The organism is Flavobacterium sp. UM26, assembly GCF_057922445.1.
Genome location: NZ_JBVHCY010000001.1, coordinates 518,655 through 535,911, shown reverse-complemented (window position 1 = coordinate 535,911; position 17,257 = coordinate 518,655). Strand labels below are relative to the sequence as shown.

Below are 17,257 nucleotides of genomic sequence, written 5' to 3'. Positions count from 1 at the left end.
ATCATATTACCTTAATTAAAGAATTAAAATAATAGAATAAAAAAAGTAGTATATTGAAACGTTTCGCAATCCTTTTGTTATCTTCTCTAGTTTTTTTCTCATGTACGAAAAAAGATGAGGTTTGGAGTGAAGTCAAAACAAAACCTATTTCTAAAAAGAAAGAGTTTGGCTTTACTTATTCTGATTTTAATGTGGTGCATGATACTTTAAAGAGTGGAGATACTTTTGGTAGCATTATTCAGAAACAAAATATTGGTGACAAAAAAGTATTTGAATTGGTGGAACAAATCAAAGATTCATTTGATGTAAGAACCATTCGAAACAATAAGCCCTACACACTTTTGCGTTCGAAAAATAAAACGAAAGAGTTGCTTGTTTTTGTTTACCAACCCGATGCTCTTCATTATTATGTAGTAGATTTAAGGGATTCAATTGCAAAAGCCTACAAAAAAACAAAACCCATTACCATCAAAAGAAGAACAATTGGTGGTGTGCTGAAAAGTTCTCTTTCTGAAACCCTAGAAAGTGCTAAAGTTGAAGGTGGTTTAGCAAGTAGAATTGCAAAAATTTATGCTTGGTCTATCGACTTTTTTAAATTAAAGAGAGGCGATCGTTTTGCGATTACTTTTACGGAACGATACATTAACGATTCAATTTATGATGGAGTTGATAGTTTGGAAGCTTCATTTTTTGAATACAAAGGGAAAATTATTTACGCTTTCCCATTTGTAGCTAATCCTTCGTCTAACAGAATCGAATATTATGATGAAGAAGGGAAAGGCTTGAAAAATTTCTTTTTGAAAACACCTATTAAATTTAGTCGCTTAACTTCTCGATTTACTTCAAATCGTTTTCATCCCGTTCAATTACGTTGGAAAGCACACAAAGGAACCGATTATGCTGCGCCTCATGGAACGCCTATTACAACTACTGCCTCAGGTGTAGTTGAGCAAACGGGGTATACCGCAGGTAATGGTAATTTTGTAAAAGTGAAACATAACGGGACTTACTCCACGCAATATTTGCACATGTCTAGAATTCTGGTGCGAAGAGGACAACGTGTAACTCAAGGACAACCTATTGGACTTGTAGGAAGTACGGGGTTAGCAACAGGTCCACACGTTTGCTACCGCTTCTGGAAAAATGGAGTGCAAGTTGATCCCTTGCGTTTAAAGTTACCCAATGGAGAGCCTTTGACAGGAGCAACCAAAGAACGTTTTTTCAAACAAATAAAACCTTTAAAGTTTGAATTGGATAGTTTTGCCAATCTATAAACAATCTTTATTTTTTATTATAACGTTTTCGTAGATTGTTGTTTGTTTAAACCGAGGATAATCATCAATTTAAAGTTAATTGCTTAATTTTGCATCTATTAAAAATGCATTAAATTTAAGCACATGGCCTTACATACAATCAATCCAACGCAAACTAAAGCTTGGGAAAAATTACAAAATCATTTTGAAGCTTTGCAATCGGTTACGATGCAAGAGTTGTTTCTAAAAGACACCAATAGAGCCGAGCAATTCAACATTATTTGGAACGACTTTTTAGTAGATTATTCCAAAAATAATATAGATAAAGAGACGATTCAGCTATTAGTTGAATTGGCTAATGAATGTGGTTTACAATCGGCTATTTCGGATTATTTTGAGGGAGCATTAATCAATCAAACAGAAAATCGTGCAGTTTTGCATACGGCACTTAGGGCCAAAGCAGATGCTATTATAAATGTTGAAGGAGTAAATGTAATTCCTGAGGTTTATGAAGTAAAAGCCAAAATAAAAACGTTTACGAATGAAGTAGTTTCAGGAATTCGTAAAGGATACACAGGTAAGGCTTTTACAGATGTCGTAAATATTGGAATCGGAGGTTCGGATTTAGGACCTGTGATGGCAGTTGAAGCCTTACAATTTTATAAAAACCATTTGAACGTTCACTTCGTATCTAATGTTGATGGAGATCACGCGAATGAGATTATCAAAAAATTAAATCCAGAGACAACATTATTTGTCATTGTTTCTAAAACCTTTACTACGCAAGAAACTTTGACGAATTCTGAAACCATTAGAAAGTGGTTTTTACAATCGGCTACACAAGAAGATGTTGCGAAACATTTTGTGGCGGTTTCTACAAACTTGCAAAAAGTGACCGAATTTGGTATCAATCCAGACAACGTCTTTCCTATGTGGGATTGGGTTGGAGGAAGATTTTCATTATGGAGTGCCGTAGGCTTGTCTATTAGTCTAGCAGTTGGTTACGACAATTATGAAGCTTTATTAGGTGGAGCCAATGAAATGGACGAACATTTTAAAACTACTACTTTCGAAAATAATATTCCTGTTATTTTAGGTTTGTTGAGTGTTTGGTATAATAACTTCTTTGGTGCAGAAAGTGAAGCGTTGATTCCATATACTCAATATTTACAAAAATTAGCGCCTTACTTGCAGCAAGGAACGATGGAAAGTAATGGTAAAAGTATAGGTCGTGACGGAAAGCCAGTTGATTACCAAACGGGAACAATAATATGGGGAGAGCCGGGTACCAATGCACAACATGCCTTTTTTCAATTAATTCACCAAGGAACAAAATTGATTCCTACAGATTTTATTGGTTATGTAGAACCATTGTATGGTGATTGGAATCATCATGATAAATTGATGTCAAATTTCTTTGCTCAAACTGAGGCCTTGTTGCATGGCAAAACTGCAGCTCAAGTACAGGCTGAATTTGACAAGCAAGGACTTACTCCAGAAAAAGCAGCATATCTTTTGCCTTTTAAAGTATTTACAGGTAATAAACCAACCAATACCATTTTGATTCAAAAACTTACTCCTAAAACTCTTGGGTCATTGATTGCAATGTATGAACACAAGATTTTTGTGCAAGGTGTTATTTGGAATATTTTTAGTTTTGACCAGTGGGGTGTTGAATTAGGGAAGCAATTAGCAAATTCTATTCTAGAAGAAATTGAAACAGAGTCTGTTAAAAAACATGATAGCTCTACAGCATTTTTATTGAATCATTTTCTTAAAAATAAGAAAAAGTAATACTCAAAATTGTGTTAAGAAAAAGCCTCGAAGGATAATCTATTCGAGGTTTTTTTTTACAATATTTTTTTGTGGCTTAAATTGATTGGATGCTTTAAAGTTGTTGAATCAATTAAAAATGTTTCAAAAAGCACATAATTCCAAAAAATAGTATGCATTCATAACAATTTTTCATTTTTTTAACACAAAAGTGTTTAATATGCTAAATGTTTATAAATGAACTCTTAACTATTTCTTATTAACATTAAATTAACATAAAATTGTCTTAAAAGTTGGAATTTTGCCAAGTATATTAATCAAACAAAAAAGCATGAAAAATCTATTTAAGTTATTTTTATTACTTGCATTTTTTGTATTTTCAAATCCTGATGCTTATGGACAAGGAAATACGACATCTTCAATTAATGGTGTAGTCTATGATGATGACAAGAATCCTCAGCCATTACCTGGAGCAACAATTTTGGCGGTACACACACCATCAGGAACTCGTTACAGTACAACTACTGATTTTACTGGAAATTACAGAATCTCAAACATGAGAGTTGGAGGACCTTATGAAATTACGATTTCTTATGTTGGTTTCAAGGCTTATAAAGATAATGACGTAAACCTTCAATTGGGAGAATCAAAAAGTATTAAGGTTTCTCTAGCAAGTGAGTCTAATGAGTTGAAAGAAGTTGTAGTTAAATCTTCGCGAGATAATACTTTTAATTCAAGAAAGACAGGTTCACAAACTATTGTGGATTCAAGAAAAATTAATGCCTTACCATCTTTGTCAAGAAATATTTCTGATTTTGCTAGATTAACTCCACAAGCACAATTAAGAGGTGATGATGTATTGTCGATAGGTGGTCAAAACAATAGATTTAATGCTATTTATATCGATGGTGCGGTAAGTAATGATGTTTTTGGTCTTGCGGCAAATGGAACAAATGGAGGTCAAACTGGGGTGAGTCCTATCTCGATTGACGCAATCGAGCAGTTTCAAGTGAGTGTTTCTCCTTTTGATGTAAAACTTTCTGGTTTTGCAGGAGGAGCTATTAGTGCAATAACAAGATCTGGTACAAATAATTTTGAAGGTTCGGCTTATTTCTTAAATAGAGATGAAAATCTAGCTGCAAAAACTCCACCATCGTTGGCAGGAACAGCTGGAAGAAAAAAATTAGCGGATTTTTCTGCTCAAACTTATGGAGTTCGTGCAGGTGGTGCAATTTTGAAAGACAAGTTATTTTATTTTATAAATTACGAAAGACAGGATAATGAGACACCACAACCTTTCGATATAGCAACATATACAGGAAGTATAGGTGGGTCTCCATTTAATCCACAAACTGCTTTAACAAGAATTGAGCAATTAAGAGCAAAATTAGCTACATATGGTTATGATCCAGGTTCATACGAGAATAACGTTAGAACTTTGATAAGCGATAAGTTAATTGCAAAATTAGATTGGAATATTAATGATAATCATAAGTTGTCAGTAAAGCATAGTTATGTTAAAGCTGAAAATTTTGCTCCAAGTAGATCTTCGGCTACTGCGATCAGTTTTATTAATGGTAGTCAACTATTTAATTCAACTACAAATTCAACTTCTATAGAGTTAAGCTCTAAATTTGGTAACAAGTATTCAAATAATTTAGTTGTTGCTTACACTGGAGTTCGTGACGATCGTGATGCATCAGGTACTCCTTTTCCAACAGTACAGATTGTTGATGGTCCAGGGAGTATTTTCTTTGGAGCAGAGGCCTCTTCAACAGCTAATTTATTAAATCAAGATGTATTGACAATTACAGATAATTTTGAGATACAAGCTGGTATCAATACGATTACAATTGGGACGCATAATGAGTTTTCAAAATCTAAGAATGTATTTTTTAATAATAATTTTGGATCATATAGATTTAGTAACTTCGATGATTTTATAAATGATAGAAAAGCTAATAGATACCTTTTAAACTATTCGTTAATAGGAGGTGATGGAGATAATTCTCTTGGAGCAGCAGAATTTGGTGCTAAACAATTTGGAGTATATGTTCAGAATGAAATGAAAGTATCAGATAATTTTAGGTTTACGTTTGGACTTAGACTTGATATGCCGGTTTGGGAAAATGGTTTAGTAAATGATGATTTCAATAATCGTACAATTGGGTTATTGCAAGCTGCAGGTAAAGATCTGAAAGGGGCTCGAGTTGGGCAAGCAATTGCAAATACTGTACATGTTGCGCCACGTTTAGGTTTCAACTACGATGTAAAAGGTAATAAATCAACTCAGATTAGAGGGGGACTTGGAGTTTTTACCTCGAGATTACCTCTTGTTTGGCCTGGAGGGACTTACAATAATAATGGTATTACACAAGGATCAGTACAATTAACTACAGCTGCTACTGTGCCAACATTTAATCCAAATCCTTCTGTTGGTAGTCAAATGACAGGATTGCCTGCATCTGTTCCTCGTCCAGGAAGTGGTGGGAAAGGTGGGAATATAGATCTTTTTGCAAAAGATTTTAGATTACCACAAGTTTTTAAATCAAGTTTTGCAGTAGATCAAAAACTTCCATTTGGTTTTGTTTTAAGTTCTGAAATTACTTACAATGTTAATATTTATGCAATTAAGTACGAAAATTTAAATATAAGATCAGCATCTAGTAATTTAACTGGAGCTGATACAAGACCACGTTATAATGGAAATAATAGAGTTGACAATACATATTTAGGAGTTTATTTAGCTTCAAATACAAGTGATGGTAGTGCATACAATTATTCATTTACTTTGGCTAAAAACTTCAGATCTGATTTTATTGACGGAAGTGTTTCAGGTACTTATTCCTATGGTAAGTCAACAGTTTTAGTTGATGCTACTTCTTCTCAAAATAGTTCTCAATGGAATTTTACTGAGACAGTAAATGGAGCAAATTATCCAACTCTTTCTAGATCTGATTTTGATCAAGGAAGAAGAATAGTTGTTAATGGTACTGCTACATTTAAATGGTCTAATTTTACTAAAACTACTATTGGTGCTTTTTATGAGGGAGCTCAAGGTACTCCATTTAGTTATGTGTATAATGATAACGGACGTTTATTGCAAGATACTTTTCAAAACTCAGCTTTGATATATGTGCCAGCAAGTAAAAGTGAGATTAACTTAGTATCTACTTCAAGTAATACCTTAACTCCTGACCAACAATGGGAAGCTCTAAGTGCCTTTATTGAAGGTAATAAATATCTTAGAAGTAGAAAAGGAAATTATGCTGAAAGAAATGGAGATCGATTAAAAACAAGTCATATTGTTGACTTAAAATTTACACAAGATTTCACCATTAATGTTGGTAAGAAGAAACATTCAATTGCATTTACCGCTGATATTTTCAATTTTACAAATTTATTGAATAAAAATTGGGGTAAAAGATATTTTGTTAGTAATGATCAAGTTTTGTTATTACAACAAATTGGTTTTGTTGCTGGTACAAATACACCAACTTTCAATTACAACCCTGCTGTTGCTAACAACATTAATCAAGTTGATGATGTTGGACTTAATTCATCAAGATGGCAAATTCAAACTGGAGTTCGTTATACTTTTAATTAATTCTGTTGATTAATTTTCAAAGAAACCCTCATTCAAATAGAACTGAGGGTTTTTTTTACCCCTTTTTTTTCATATATTTGAAATTCTAAAACAGATATTATATGTACGAATTTATACAAAAATTTCACTCTGGCTGGGCTTATTTAGTATTGTTAATTTTAGTAGTAGCGGTAGTTAATGCACTACTTGGTTTATCTTCCAAAAAAGACTTTACCGCAAAAGATCGAAAAATAGGCTTGTTTGCTTTAATCTTTACTCATCTTCAGTTAGTTATTGGTTTGATTACCTATTTTGTTTCTCCTCTAGGCTTAGCTTCATTTGGACAAATGTCTGATAAAGCATTGCGATTAACTTCATTAGAGCATCCCTTAATTAATATTATTGCTATTGTTTTGATTACTATAGGTTGGTCAAAACATAAAAAACTAACTGATTCCTCGGCTAAATTTAAAATATTTGCTATTTTTTATGGCTTAGGTTTGCTTCTAATCTTGAGTAGAATACCTTGGTCTCTATGGCTTTAATTTTTTAAAACTACTGATCAAAGTCAGTAGTTTTAAAGTAGTATTAATTTAAAAAAAGTTAAATGAAAAAATTATTAGCCATACTTTTTTTATTTGTTGTCATCGGAATAGTATATAGTCAGGCTCCTTCTTTGATAAAAGAAAAAGTGACTAATTCCAAAGACACCATAAAAAAAGAAAAGTCCAATCTTTTACCTCAAACCTTGATAAAAGATACTGTCTTTGATCCTAATGTGAAGTATGTTTTGTACAAAAAAAATGGGCATGCTTCTTATTATGCTGATAAGTTTCATGGTCGAAGAACGGCGAGCGGACAAAAATTTGATATGCATAAAATGACAGCAGCTCATAAAAAATTACCTTTTGGAACCAAAATAAGAGTGACTAATGAGGCAAATGGGAAATCTGTTATTGTAGAAGTTAATGATAGAGGTCCGTTTGTTAGATCTAGAGAAATAGATTTGTCTAAAAAAGCATTCATGGCTATTGCATCATCCAAAGGTGCTGGATCTATGAAAGTAACAATAGAAACTATTGTAAAAAAGTAAGCAACATCTTTATTATTGGTTTATTTTAGAAATTATCCAAACAAAATATTTTATTTCATAAAGCCTAGAACTTCAAATTCTAGGCTTTTTTGTTTTTGGTAAAGCTGTTTAATTTTATGTTGATAATGAATATATTTGAGGATGGATACTAGCAATTTTCAACGAAAAATAATTCATATTGATATGGATGCCTTTTATGCTTCTGTAGAGCAAATGGATAATCCTAGCTTGAAAGGTAAGCCTATTGCTGTTGGAGGCAACGAAAATAGAGGTGTAGTATCTGCTGCCAGTTATGAAGCAAGAAAGTTTGGAGTTCGTAGTGCTTTGAGTGGTGTTTTGGCAAAAAAATATTGTCCTGATTTAATATTTGTACGACCTCGATTTGATCGTTATAAAGAGATTTCTAGACAAATCCAACGTATATTTTACGAGTACACCGATCTTGTTGAACCGCTTTCTTTGGATGAAGCATATTTAGACGTTACACACAATAAAAAAGGAAATCCTAGTGCGACTTTGTTGGCCAACGAGATTAGAGCAAGAATTTTATCCGAAGTGGGTCTTACAGCATCAGCTGGAATTTCTGTAAATAAATTTATTGCAAAGGTTGCTAGCGATTACAACAAACCTAATGGGCAAAAAACGGTCAGTGGTGATGAAATTATTCCCTTTTTAGAAAACTTACCTATTCAAAAGTTTTATGGAGTAGGGAAGGTAACTACTGATAAAATGTTTCAATTAGGGATTTTTACAGGGTTAGATTTAAAAAATAAATCAGTAGAGTTTTTAGAGCAACATTTTGGTAAATCCGGACGATATTATTATGACGTTGTTAGAGGAGTACATAATAGTCCAGTTCAACCTAAACGGACTACTAAATCTGTAGCAGCAGAACATACCTTTGAAGTGAATTTATCCTCAGAGATTTTTATGCTTGATCAATTAGAATCTATTGCGTTTCAGATTGAGAAGCGTTTACAAAAACATGCAATTTCTGGAAAAACAATTACTTTAAAGATCAAGTATAGCGATTTTTCACTACAAACAAGGAGCAAAACTATGCCTTATTTTGTATCCGATAGAAATTTAATTTTTGATATAGTAAAAGAGTTGTTGTATCAGGAACGATTAAAAGATTCTGTTCGGTTATTAGGTATTGCCTTAAGTAATTTAAATACAGAGCAAAAGAAAACTGTTGCAGTACAGCTTCAGTTTGATTTTTAGTGTATTTATGTTGTTCAACAACAGTTAAATGATGAAAATTGTAATGTTAGATTTTAAAAATCAGTTACATTTGATAAATTAAATTACTTGAAGATGTTGAATATTAGTGAATATGAAAGTGCTAAAGCCAAGTATTTTAATACTTTAGCTCTTAAAACTACCTCGGTTTTATCCATGAGTTTTCATGAAGAATTTTTGGGAAGTGTCAAAAAATCATTCGGAGATTTTAATCGTTTGTGTGAAATTTTACCAAAAAACAATCTTCAATCTGATGGCGAAAATCTTAGAAATGCACTTCTAGAAGAGGTTGTTATTGTGACTGATACCAATTTGAAAATTGTTTTTGCCTCTAATAATTTATCAAAAATGAATGGTTATTCTGAGAGTGAAGTCATTGGGAATAGTCCCAAAATGTTTCATGGCGCAAAAACCAATAAAGCAGTATCAAGACAGATTCGTGAAAAAATTAATCAAAAATTGCCTTTTGAATCACAAGTAGTGAACTATAAAAAAAACGGAAAAACGTATGATTGCTTGATTAAAAGTTATCCTATCACTAACAAGAAAGGTGAAGTAACACATTTTATTGCTTTTGAAAGAGCTATTTAAGCAAAACGCCTTTCATTCGAAAGGCTTTTTTGTACTAGTCTTTACTTGATATTTTCGAAAGTAGTCTAAGGAATTCTATATACAACCATACAAGGGTAATTAATAATCCCATAGCTCCATACCACTCCATATATTTTGGCATTCTTTGATTTACTCCTTGTTCGATTCTGTCGAAATCTAAAAACAAATTCAATGCAGCAATGATGATAACAAACGCACTTATTCCAATACTCATAAGTGAGTTGTCATAATGTATAGGGGTAAAGCTTGTAAACATCGAAAACAACCAAGAAATTAAGTAATAGGTTGCAATTGCCAAGGTAGCTGCAATAACCACAGATTTGAATTGCTCTGTGACTTTTACAATTTTATATTTATAAAGGGCTAGGCAAACTAAGAATGTTACAAATGTTGCGCCTACAGCTTGTAGTACAATACCAGGATATTTGATCTCAAAAATAGCTGAAACACCTCCGATAAAAAGTCCTTCAAAGACGGCATATCCAGGTGCTAAATAGGGGGATAATTGTGGTTTAAATGCTGCGATTATTACCAGAATTAATCCAACTATGGCTCCTCCAAAAGCAGGAACAATTGGATTCATCTCATTAAATGCCATCCACCAAGTAATTGTAGCTGCTGCTGTAAGTAGTAAAAAAAGGATGAGGCTTTTGTTTATGGTTCCAGTTAAGGACATTTCTGAATCATAGCCAATGATTGTTGCTTGATGCACTTCGTTTGAATTGCCTTGATTTTTAAATGTTTTGTTGTTTAAAAACGGATTATTAGAATTGTTAAAAGCCATAAGTGTAGTTTTGTTATTATGGAATGAAAATTTAAGATGGTTAAAGATATAAATACTCTTGATTATTTTGAAATAAAATGTAAATAAAAACGCTCCAAAAAATGGAGCGTTATATGATTCATAACTTTAAGAATTATGCTATTTCAGAAACTCTCAAGGTGTTAACCATTCCTTTATCTTTGATTGGCATTGCTGCTAAATTGATTAGGAAATCTCCTTTTTTCACAAAACCTTTCTCTTTTACAATTTCATTGACATCAGTTACAGTGTCATCTGTGCTAACATCTTTGGTGTACATAAAAGATTTAACTCCCCATAATAGATTAAGTTGCGTAAGGATGCGCTTATTTGAAGTAAATACCAAGATATGTGCATTTGGTCTCCACGCTGAAATTTGGAAAGCAGTATAACCACTATTGGTCAATGTACAAATCGCTTTAGCATTAATTGAATTGGCCATCATTGCAGCATGGTGGCATATTGTTTTGGTGATATAACGATTGGTTTTTACTTGTGGAGTATTTTGGGGAACATTAATAAGCGGAGAGTCTTCGACAGCTTCTAATATTTGTGTCATTCGTTGAATGACTTGAACGGGATAGTTTCCAGTAGCTGTTTCTCCTGATAGCATAACTGCATCAGCACCATCCATAACGGAATTAGCAACGTCATTGACTTCAGCACGAGTTGGTGTTAAACTAGTAATCATTGTTTCCATCATTTGAGTAGCAACTATTACTGGTATTCTTGCTGTTTTGGCTCTTCTGATTAATTCTTTTTGAACCAAAGGAACTTCGTGAGCTGGAAGTTCAACGCCTAAATCACCACGAGCAACCATCAAAGCATCACAAAAAGCCACAATTTTATCCATATTCTCTAATGCTTCAGGCATTTCGATTTTGGCAACAATTGGGATTTTAAATTCAGAATGTTCTGCAATTAATTCTTGTAAATCTTGTAAATCTCTTGGAGTTTTAACGAAAGATAGTGCAATCCAATCTAGTTGTTGCTCAATTGCAAATTTTGCATCTGCAATATCTTTTTCAGTCATAGCGGGTAGAGAAATTTTAGTGTTAGGAAGGTTAACTCCTTTTTTCGATTTCAACTCACCACCTTGAATAACTTTGGCAACTACTTCGCTTTTTTTGTCTGTTTCAACGATTTCAAAAATTAGTTTTCCATCGTCTAAAAGTATTCTTTCGCCAGGATTAACGTCGTTTGGAAAGTTTTGATACTTCATGAAAACTTTTTTTGAAGTTCCAATAATATCTTCTGCTGTAGTAAATGTGATTAGATCACCTTCATTTACAAACGCTCCTTCTTCCATAACACCTACACGTAATTTAGGTCCTTGTAAGTCACCTAAAATTGCGGTTGTATATCCAAATTCTTCATTTAATCCACGAATGATGCTAATTTTCTTTTTTACATCTTCATAATCAGCATGCGAAAAGTTTACTCTAAATACATTAACTCCTGCCTCAATCATGTCTTTGATGACCTCTTTTGTACTACATGCAGGCCCAAGTGTGGCTACAATTTTCGTTTTTTTGTTTGTAAGCATTGGTATTAAAAAATTAAATTGTTTTTAGATTTTATGGTTTCTGTTTTTACACTATATACCATGCTTATGGTTTCTATAGTATTTAAATCAGCAACTGTTTTTATTATATTAAAATTGCTATGGCAAGTTTCAATCTTTAAGAAATAGTCTGCCTTTTTTAATTCTGGTATTAAATAGACTTGAGCAGAAATTTCAATATTTTGATCGAAAAATAGATTGGATTTTTTTTTATTACCACTCTGAATCACTTCATTTTTGTTTTGAATCAGATACCAAGTACTATCTTTTTTACAGTCATAGAAAGAATATTTTGAGAAAAAAGATTTTCCTTCTTTAATATCAATCAAAATGTCTTTTGGACTTTTACTAAGATTAATGTTTAAGACTAGATTAATAAAATATGCCAAACGATAATCCTCTAAAGGACTGTGTATGGCAATAATTGAATAATCTATTTCTTCAAATTCATCTAAACTTACTTTATGAACAGCCATTTCAAAAATAAATTAGCAGTAAAGGTACTACTTCTATAGAAGATTTTCTAAGAAAGAATGATATGATTTTGTTAAAACGTTAACGAAAACGATATAGTTTTAAGAAAAATAAGATTATTTCTTGTTTATTTTTTCTTGAAATGCAAAATAAGCTCTTTGGGCTGCTTTTTCTTCAGCTTTCTTTTTGGAAGTAGCTCTTGCTTTGGCAATTACTTTATCGTCTATGCTTAATCTGACACCGAACAAACGTTGCCCATCGATGGCGTTATCTTCAAAGATATCAAAATGAAAGATTCTTTTTTCCTTTTGACACCACTCAATAACTAAGCTTTTGTAGCTGATTACTTTCCCTTCTAACCTACTGATGTCTACATAAGGAATGATGACTCTCGAATTGATAAATTTTTCGCAAAACACATATCCTTTGTCTAGGTATATGGCTCCAATTAGTGATTCAAAGATATTACCATGAATGTTGTCTCCAAAGTGTTGTACGGGTACTTTGCTCTCGATGAATTGAATTAAGTTTAAGTCTTTTCCTAACTCATTTAAGTGTTCTCTACTTACTATTTTGGAGCGCATTTTGGTTAAATATCCTTCGTCTCCATAAGGTGCTTTACTAAATAAATAGCCAGCTATAACAGAACTTAACATGGCGTCTCCCAAGAATTCTAATCGTTCATAATTCATCGGATTGCCTTCTTTATCAACTTTGTTGGAAGAACGATGGGTAAAGGCTTTTCGGTAAGGGTCTAAGTCTGTCGGTGGGAAACCCAGTATTTTTTCGAGAGCAGTAAAAAAAATCCCGTCTTCGAGAGAACGGGATTTTGAAAATATTTTTTTTAAAATACGCATACGTAATTAGTCAACTAATTTTTTAAACAATACACATGCATTGTGTCCACCAAAACCAAAAGTGTTACTCATAGCAACATTCACCTCTCTCTTTTGTGGTGTATTTAGAGTAAGGTTTAAAGATGGGTCAATTTTATCATCAACCACACTATGATTGATAGTTGGAGGAATGATTCCATGTTGCATGGCTAATATAGAAGCTATAGCCTCGATAGCGCCAGCAGCACCCAATAAGTGACCCGTCATCGATTTTGTAGAATTGATGTTAATGGTTTTTGCATGGTCACCAAAAACTGCACTAATCGCTTTTAATTCAGCTACGTCACCAAGGGGGGTAGAAGTTCCGTGAGTATTGATGTGATCGACATCTTCTGGGTTCATACCTGCATCGCGAAGTGTGTTTTTCATTACTGCTATTACACCAATTCCGTCTGGGTGTGGAGCAGTTAGGTGATATGCGTCCGATGACATACCGCCACCACCAATTTCGCAATAAATTTTAGCGCCTCTTGCTTTGGCGTGCTCATAGTCTTCAAGTACAAGTGCACCAGCACCTTCGCCTAGTACGAAACCATCTCTGGTTGCATCAAAAGGCCTAGAAGCTGTTTCTGGGCTTTCATTTCTGGTAGATAAAGCGTGCATAGAACTAAAACCTCCCATACCAGCAATTGTTACAGCTGCTTCAGAGCCTCCAGAAATAATTACGTCACACATACCTAATCGGATGTAGTTAAACGCATCAATCAATGCATTGGCAGAAGAAGCACAGGCCGAAACAGTAGTGTAATTCGGACCCATGTAGCCATTACGCATCGAAATATGGGCTGGAGCAATGTCGGCAATCATTTTTGGAATAAAAAAGGGATTGAATTTTGGTGTTCCATCACCTTTTGCATAGTACATTACTTCGTCTTGAAAAGTTTCTAATCCACCAATTCCTGCGCCCCAAATAACGCCAACTCTTTGTTTGTCAATATTATCGTCTGTTAAACCAGCGTCTTTTATTGCTTCATCACTTGCGGCAATAGCATATTGAGCAAATTTATCTAGTCTGCGAGATTCTTTACGATCCATATAGTTTTCAATATTGAAGTTTTTAACTTCGCATGCAAACTTTGTTTTGTGTTTTTCGGTATCGTAATATGTAATTGGAGCAGCACCGCTCACTCCGTTCAAAAGACCATGCCAGTATTCTTGGATGTTATTTCCAATTGGAGTTAGTGCGCCTAATCCTGTAACTACAACTCGTCTTAATTCCATAACGTATGTGTTTTGTTAGCTTTAAACAAATAAAACCCACGCATTCTTTTATTGTATGTAGAGTACAAAAGAGACATGGGTATTACAATATATGTATTTTTAAGGAGGAAAAATCCTCTTCTATGTGTTAATTTGATTGTAAAAATAATAACACCCGTTTACAAAGAATGCAAACGGGTGGTAATTTATTATTTTTTTGCTTCCTCGATGTAAGAGATAGCTTGACCAACAGTAGCAATGTTTTCTGCTTGATCATCTGGAATTTGAATATCGAATTCTTTTTCGAATTCCATAATAAGCTCAACAGTGTCTAATGAGTCAGCTCCTAAATCATTTGTGAAGCTTGCTTCTGTTACAACTTCGTTTTCGTCAACACCTAATTTGTCTACGATAATCGCTTTTACTCTTGATGCAATGTCTGACATAATCTTTAATTTTAGAATTTAATTTGTTGGCAAAAATAAAAAACTTTATTTTAAAACCACTATTTAGTTAATAAATGTATCGCAGAAACAATAAAATTTATTTTAACAAAGGGGATACAATGCTATTTTATTTCGTTTTTTATGCCGTTTTTTGCAAAATAAATTGAGTTTGAACATGAAAAAAATTGTAATTTTTGCTTCAGGATCGGGAACAAATGCCGAAAATATTATAAAATATTTTTTAAATTCTTCAAAGGCTAAGGTGGTGAGTGTTTTAACGAATAATCCGTCTGCAAAAGTGATTGAACGTGCCTCAAAATTTTCAATTCCTACAAGAATTTTCTCAAAACAAGAATTAAATGAAGGTTTTTTATTGCAAGAAATAAACCAAATTCAACCTGATTTGATTGTTTTAGCAGGCTTTTTATTAAAAGTACCTCAAAATCTAATTGATGCTTATCCTAATAAGATTATAAATATACATCCAGCTTTGTTGCCAAAATTTGGAGGGAAAGGGATGTATGGTATGCATATTCATCAAGCGGTTGTGTCTCATAAAGAAAAGGAAACAGGGATCACGATTCATTATGTTAATGAAAATTACGATGAAGGAGCAATTATTTTTCAATCCTCTGTTGCTCTAACTTCTGAAGATACACCAGAAGATGTAGCAGTAAAGATTCATGAATTAGAACAGAAACATTTTCCAACAGTCATAAATAGTTTACTATAATGACTAGGCTTATGGTTATTATTTTTGAACTTAATAAGTAAAAAAAAATATTTATAACATGTCACATCAAGTTCATATTTATACTGACGGAGCGGCCAAAGGAAATCCAGGTCCGGGTGGTTATGGCGTGGTCATGGAATGGGTAGGAAAACCATATAAGAAGGAATTTTATGAAGGATTTCGACTAACTACAAACAATAGGATGGAGTTGTTAGCAGTTATTGTAGGTCTTGAGAAGTTGAAGAATGACAATACTATGGTTTTGGTAATTTCGGATTCTAAATATGTAGTAGATTCTGTCTTAAAGAAATGGGTTTTTGGTTGGGAGAAAAAACGATTTATCAATAGGAAAAATGCGGATTTGTGGAAACGTTTTTTGGTAGTTTATCGTAAACATCATGTGGATTTTAAATGGATTAAAGGTCATAATAATCATCCTCAAAATGAACGTTGTGATCAATTGGCAGTCATGGCTTCGCAACAAAAGCAACTTTCTATAGACACTTTCTACGAAAATGAAGAACAGAAAAATAATGTAACTAATTGAAAATTAGTAATTTTTTGTTTTGGTTCTTTGCCTCTTTCAATCGTTGCAACTTTACACTTTATAAACTATCTTTGCGCCTTAATTCGAAACACAGCAAATGAATAAATTATTGATTGTTGGAACAGTAGCTTTCGACGCAATTGAAACTCCTTTTGGAAAAACCGATAAAATTTTAGGTGGTGCGGCAACATATATTGGTCTGTCTGCGTCTTTTTTTAACTTACAATCTGCAATTGTATCGGTGGTAGGTGATGATTTTCCACAAGAACATTTAGATTTATTGACTTCTAGAAATATTGATATATCTGGAATTGAGATTGTTCAGGGAGGAAAAACGTTCTTTTGGAGCGGTTTGTATCACAATGATTTGAATTCCAGAGATACATTGGTTACAGAACTTAATGTTTTGGCTGATTTTCAACCAAAAGTCCCACAAAATTTCAAAAATGCTGAAGTGGTAATGTTAGGTAACCTTCATCCATTAGTGCAAAGCAGTGTTTTGGATCAAATGGAAACTACACCCAAATTAGTTGTTTTGGATACCATGAATTTTTGGATGGATTGTGCATTACCTGAATTACTTGATGTAATTAAGCGGGTAGATGTAATTACTATAAATGATGAAGAAGCTAGACAACTTTCGGGAGAATATTCATTAGTAAGAGCGGCCGCCAAAATACATACTCTTGGACCTAAATATGTAGTGATTAAAAAAGGCGAGCATGGAGCGCTTTTATTCCATAATAACGAAGTATTTTTTGCACCAGCATTACCTTTAGAAGAAGTATATGACCCAACAGGGGCTGGTGATACTTTTGCTGGAGGTTTTTCGGGCTATATCGCTCAAAGCGAAAATATATCATTTGAAAACATGAAAAATGGAATCATTTACGGTTCTAATTTGGCTTCATTTTGTGTCGAGAAATTTGGAACCGAAAGAATGGTAGGTTTAGAAGAAAATGAAGTGAATCAGCGATTGAAACAGTTTAAGGCTTTGACACAATTTGATATCGAACTATAATGACTTAAGCTCAGG

Annotated in this window: 16 protein-coding genes; 10 read left to right on the top strand and 6 right to left on the bottom strand. The window is 33.2% G+C overall.

All coding sequences use genetic code 11. The features are described from left to right. Positions 1 to 53: 53 nt before the first annotated feature. The 7 genes from ACZ1AQ_RS02365 to ACZ1AQ_RS02335 all read left to right on the top strand — a co-directional run bounded on the left by ACZ1AQ_RS02365 (position 54) and on the right by ACZ1AQ_RS02335 (position 9,538). A complete protein-coding gene (locus ACZ1AQ_RS02365) occupies positions 54 to 1,274 on the top strand; it encodes a M23 family metallopeptidase (protein ID WP_489631338.1) in 1,221 nt (406 codons plus the stop codon). Between the two features lie 123 nt (positions 1,275 to 1,397). Beyond that, positions 1,398 to 3,047, top strand: a complete 1,650-nt coding sequence (gene pgi / locus ACZ1AQ_RS02360; RefSeq protein WP_489631337.1) for a glucose-6-phosphate isomerase — start codon at positions 1,398 to 1,400, stop codon at positions 3,045 to 3,047. Between the two features lie 310 nt (positions 3,048 to 3,357). After that, entirely contained in the window at positions 3,358 to 6,633 is a 3,276-nt protein-coding gene (locus tag ACZ1AQ_RS02355; RefSeq protein WP_489631336.1) for a TonB-dependent receptor, read from the top strand. A gap of 101 nt (positions 6,634 to 6,734) precedes the next feature. Next, positions 6,735 to 7,157: a hypothetical protein gene (locus tag ACZ1AQ_RS02350; protein ID WP_489631335.1), complete on the top strand. Its 423-nt coding sequence runs from the start codon at positions 6,735 to 6,737 to the stop codon at positions 7,155 to 7,157. 62 nt (positions 7,158 to 7,219) lie between these two features. Next, positions 7,220 to 7,705 (top strand): septal ring lytic transglycosylase RlpA family protein, encoded by a 486-nt coding sequence (locus ACZ1AQ_RS02345; protein ID WP_489631334.1) that lies wholly within the window; start codon positions 7,220 to 7,222, stop codon positions 7,703 to 7,705. Positions 7,706 to 7,846: 141 nt separating this feature from the next. After that, positions 7,847 to 8,929: a DNA polymerase IV gene (gene dinB / locus ACZ1AQ_RS02340; protein WP_489631333.1), complete on the top strand. Its 1,083-nt coding sequence runs from the start codon at positions 7,847 to 7,849 to the stop codon at positions 8,927 to 8,929. A 93-nt stretch (positions 8,930 to 9,022) separates the two neighbouring features. Then, positions 9,023 to 9,538, top strand: coding sequence for a PAS domain-containing protein (locus ACZ1AQ_RS02335; RefSeq protein WP_489631332.1), 516 nt, complete (start codon positions 9,023 to 9,025; stop codon positions 9,536 to 9,538). A 34-nt stretch (positions 9,539 to 9,572) separates the two neighbouring features. Here the strand turns inward: ACZ1AQ_RS02335 and ACZ1AQ_RS02330 are convergent, their stop codons facing one another. From ACZ1AQ_RS02330 to ACZ1AQ_RS02305, 6 genes are all read right to left on the bottom strand, one after another. Then, a complete protein-coding gene (locus tag ACZ1AQ_RS02330) occupies positions 9,573 to 10,343 on the bottom strand; it encodes a Bax inhibitor-1/YccA family protein (protein WP_489631331.1) in 771 nt (256 codons plus the stop codon). A gap of 133 nt (positions 10,344 to 10,476) precedes the next feature. After that, a complete protein-coding gene (gene pyk / locus ACZ1AQ_RS02325) occupies positions 10,477 to 11,907 on the bottom strand; it encodes a pyruvate kinase (RefSeq protein ID WP_489631330.1) in 1,431 nt (476 codons plus the stop codon). Positions 11,908 to 11,912: 5 nt separating this feature from the next. Then, a complete protein-coding gene (locus ACZ1AQ_RS02320; RefSeq protein ID WP_489631329.1) occupies positions 11,913 to 12,401 on the bottom strand; it encodes an IPExxxVDY family protein in 489 nt (162 codons plus the stop codon). Between the two features lie 114 nt (positions 12,402 to 12,515). Continuing rightward, the gene (locus tag ACZ1AQ_RS02315; RefSeq protein ID WP_489631328.1) at positions 12,516 to 13,256 is read right to left on the bottom strand and encodes a ribonuclease III family protein; all 741 of its coding nucleotides are present in this window, start codon (positions 13,254 to 13,256) and stop codon (positions 12,516 to 12,518) included. Positions 13,257 to 13,262: 6 nt separating this feature from the next. Further along, complete coding sequence (gene fabF, locus ACZ1AQ_RS02310) at positions 13,263 to 14,516, bottom strand: beta-ketoacyl-ACP synthase II (protein WP_489631327.1); 1,254 nt, start codon at positions 14,514 to 14,516, stop codon at positions 13,263 to 13,265. A 188-nt stretch (positions 14,517 to 14,704) separates the two neighbouring features. Beyond that, on the bottom strand, positions 14,705 to 14,941 hold the full coding sequence (locus tag ACZ1AQ_RS02305) for an acyl carrier protein (protein WP_007137004.1): 237 nt from the start codon (positions 14,939 to 14,941) through the stop codon (positions 14,705 to 14,707). A gap of 175 nt (positions 14,942 to 15,116) precedes the next feature. Between ACZ1AQ_RS02305 and purN the strand changes: the two genes are divergently transcribed. The 3 genes from purN (at position 15,117) to ACZ1AQ_RS02290 (ending at position 17,242) form a co-directional block, all read left to right on the top strand. Then, on the top strand, positions 15,117 to 15,674 hold the full coding sequence (gene purN, locus ACZ1AQ_RS02300; RefSeq protein ID WP_489631326.1) for a phosphoribosylglycinamide formyltransferase: 558 nt from the start codon (positions 15,117 to 15,119) through the stop codon (positions 15,672 to 15,674). Between the two features lie 58 nt (positions 15,675 to 15,732). Continuing rightward, positions 15,733 to 16,221, top strand: a complete 489-nt coding sequence (gene rnhA, locus ACZ1AQ_RS02295) for a ribonuclease HI (RefSeq protein ID WP_489631325.1) — start codon at positions 15,733 to 15,735, stop codon at positions 16,219 to 16,221. A gap of 97 nt (positions 16,222 to 16,318) precedes the next feature. Then, on the top strand, positions 16,319 to 17,242 hold the full coding sequence (locus ACZ1AQ_RS02290) for a PfkB family carbohydrate kinase (protein WP_489631324.1): 924 nt from the start codon (positions 16,319 to 16,321) through the stop codon (positions 17,240 to 17,242). The last annotated feature ends 15 nt before the right edge of the window (positions 17,243 to 17,257 follow it).

What these genes read in the sequence shown, in the direction of transcription:
- ACZ1AQ_RS02305 (WP_007137004.1), bottom strand. Translation starts at nt 14,941, where the DNA reads ATGTCAGACATTGCATCAAGAGTAAAAGCGATTATCGTAGACAAATTA.
- dinB (WP_489631333.1), top strand. Translation starts at nt 7,847, where the DNA reads ATGGATACTAGCAATTTTCAACGAAAAATAATTCATATTGATATGGAT.
- ACZ1AQ_RS02345 (WP_489631334.1), top strand. Translation starts at nt 7,220, where the DNA reads ATGAAAAAATTATTAGCCATACTTTTTTTATTTGTTGTCATCGGAATA.
- ACZ1AQ_RS02335 (WP_489631332.1), top strand. Translation starts at nt 9,023, where the DNA reads ATGTTGAATATTAGTGAATATGAAAGTGCTAAAGCCAAGTATTTTAAT.
- rnhA (WP_489631325.1), top strand. Translation starts at nt 15,733, where the DNA reads ATGTCACATCAAGTTCATATTTATACTGACGGAGCGGCCAAAGGAAAT.
- ACZ1AQ_RS02320 (WP_489631329.1), bottom strand. Translation starts at nt 12,401, where the DNA reads ATGGCTGTTCATAAAGTAAGTTTAGATGAATTTGAAGAAATAGATTAT.
- purN (WP_489631326.1), top strand. Translation starts at nt 15,117, where the DNA reads ATGAAAAAAATTGTAATTTTTGCTTCAGGATCGGGAACAAATGCCGAA.
- ACZ1AQ_RS02290 (WP_489631324.1), top strand. Translation starts at nt 16,319, where the DNA reads ATGAATAAATTATTGATTGTTGGAACAGTAGCTTTCGACGCAATTGAA.
- fabF (WP_489631327.1), bottom strand. Translation starts at nt 14,516, where the DNA reads ATGGAATTAAGACGAGTTGTAGTTACAGGATTAGGCGCACTAACTCCA.
- pyk (WP_489631330.1), bottom strand. Translation starts at nt 11,907, where the DNA reads ATGCTTACAAACAAAAAAACGAAAATTGTAGCCACACTTGGGCCTGCA.
- ACZ1AQ_RS02355 (WP_489631336.1), top strand. Translation starts at nt 3,358, where the DNA reads ATGAAAAATCTATTTAAGTTATTTTTATTACTTGCATTTTTTGTATTT.
- ACZ1AQ_RS02350 (WP_489631335.1), top strand. Translation starts at nt 6,735, where the DNA reads ATGTACGAATTTATACAAAAATTTCACTCTGGCTGGGCTTATTTAGTA.
- ACZ1AQ_RS02330 (WP_489631331.1), bottom strand. Translation starts at nt 10,343, where the DNA reads ATGGCTTTTAACAATTCTAATAATCCGTTTTTAAACAACAAAACATTT.
- pgi (WP_489631337.1), top strand. Translation starts at nt 1,398, where the DNA reads ATGGCCTTACATACAATCAATCCAACGCAAACTAAAGCTTGGGAAAAA.
- ACZ1AQ_RS02315 (WP_489631328.1), bottom strand. Translation starts at nt 13,256, where the DNA reads ATGCGTATTTTAAAAAAAATATTTTCAAAATCCCGTTCTCTCGAAGAC.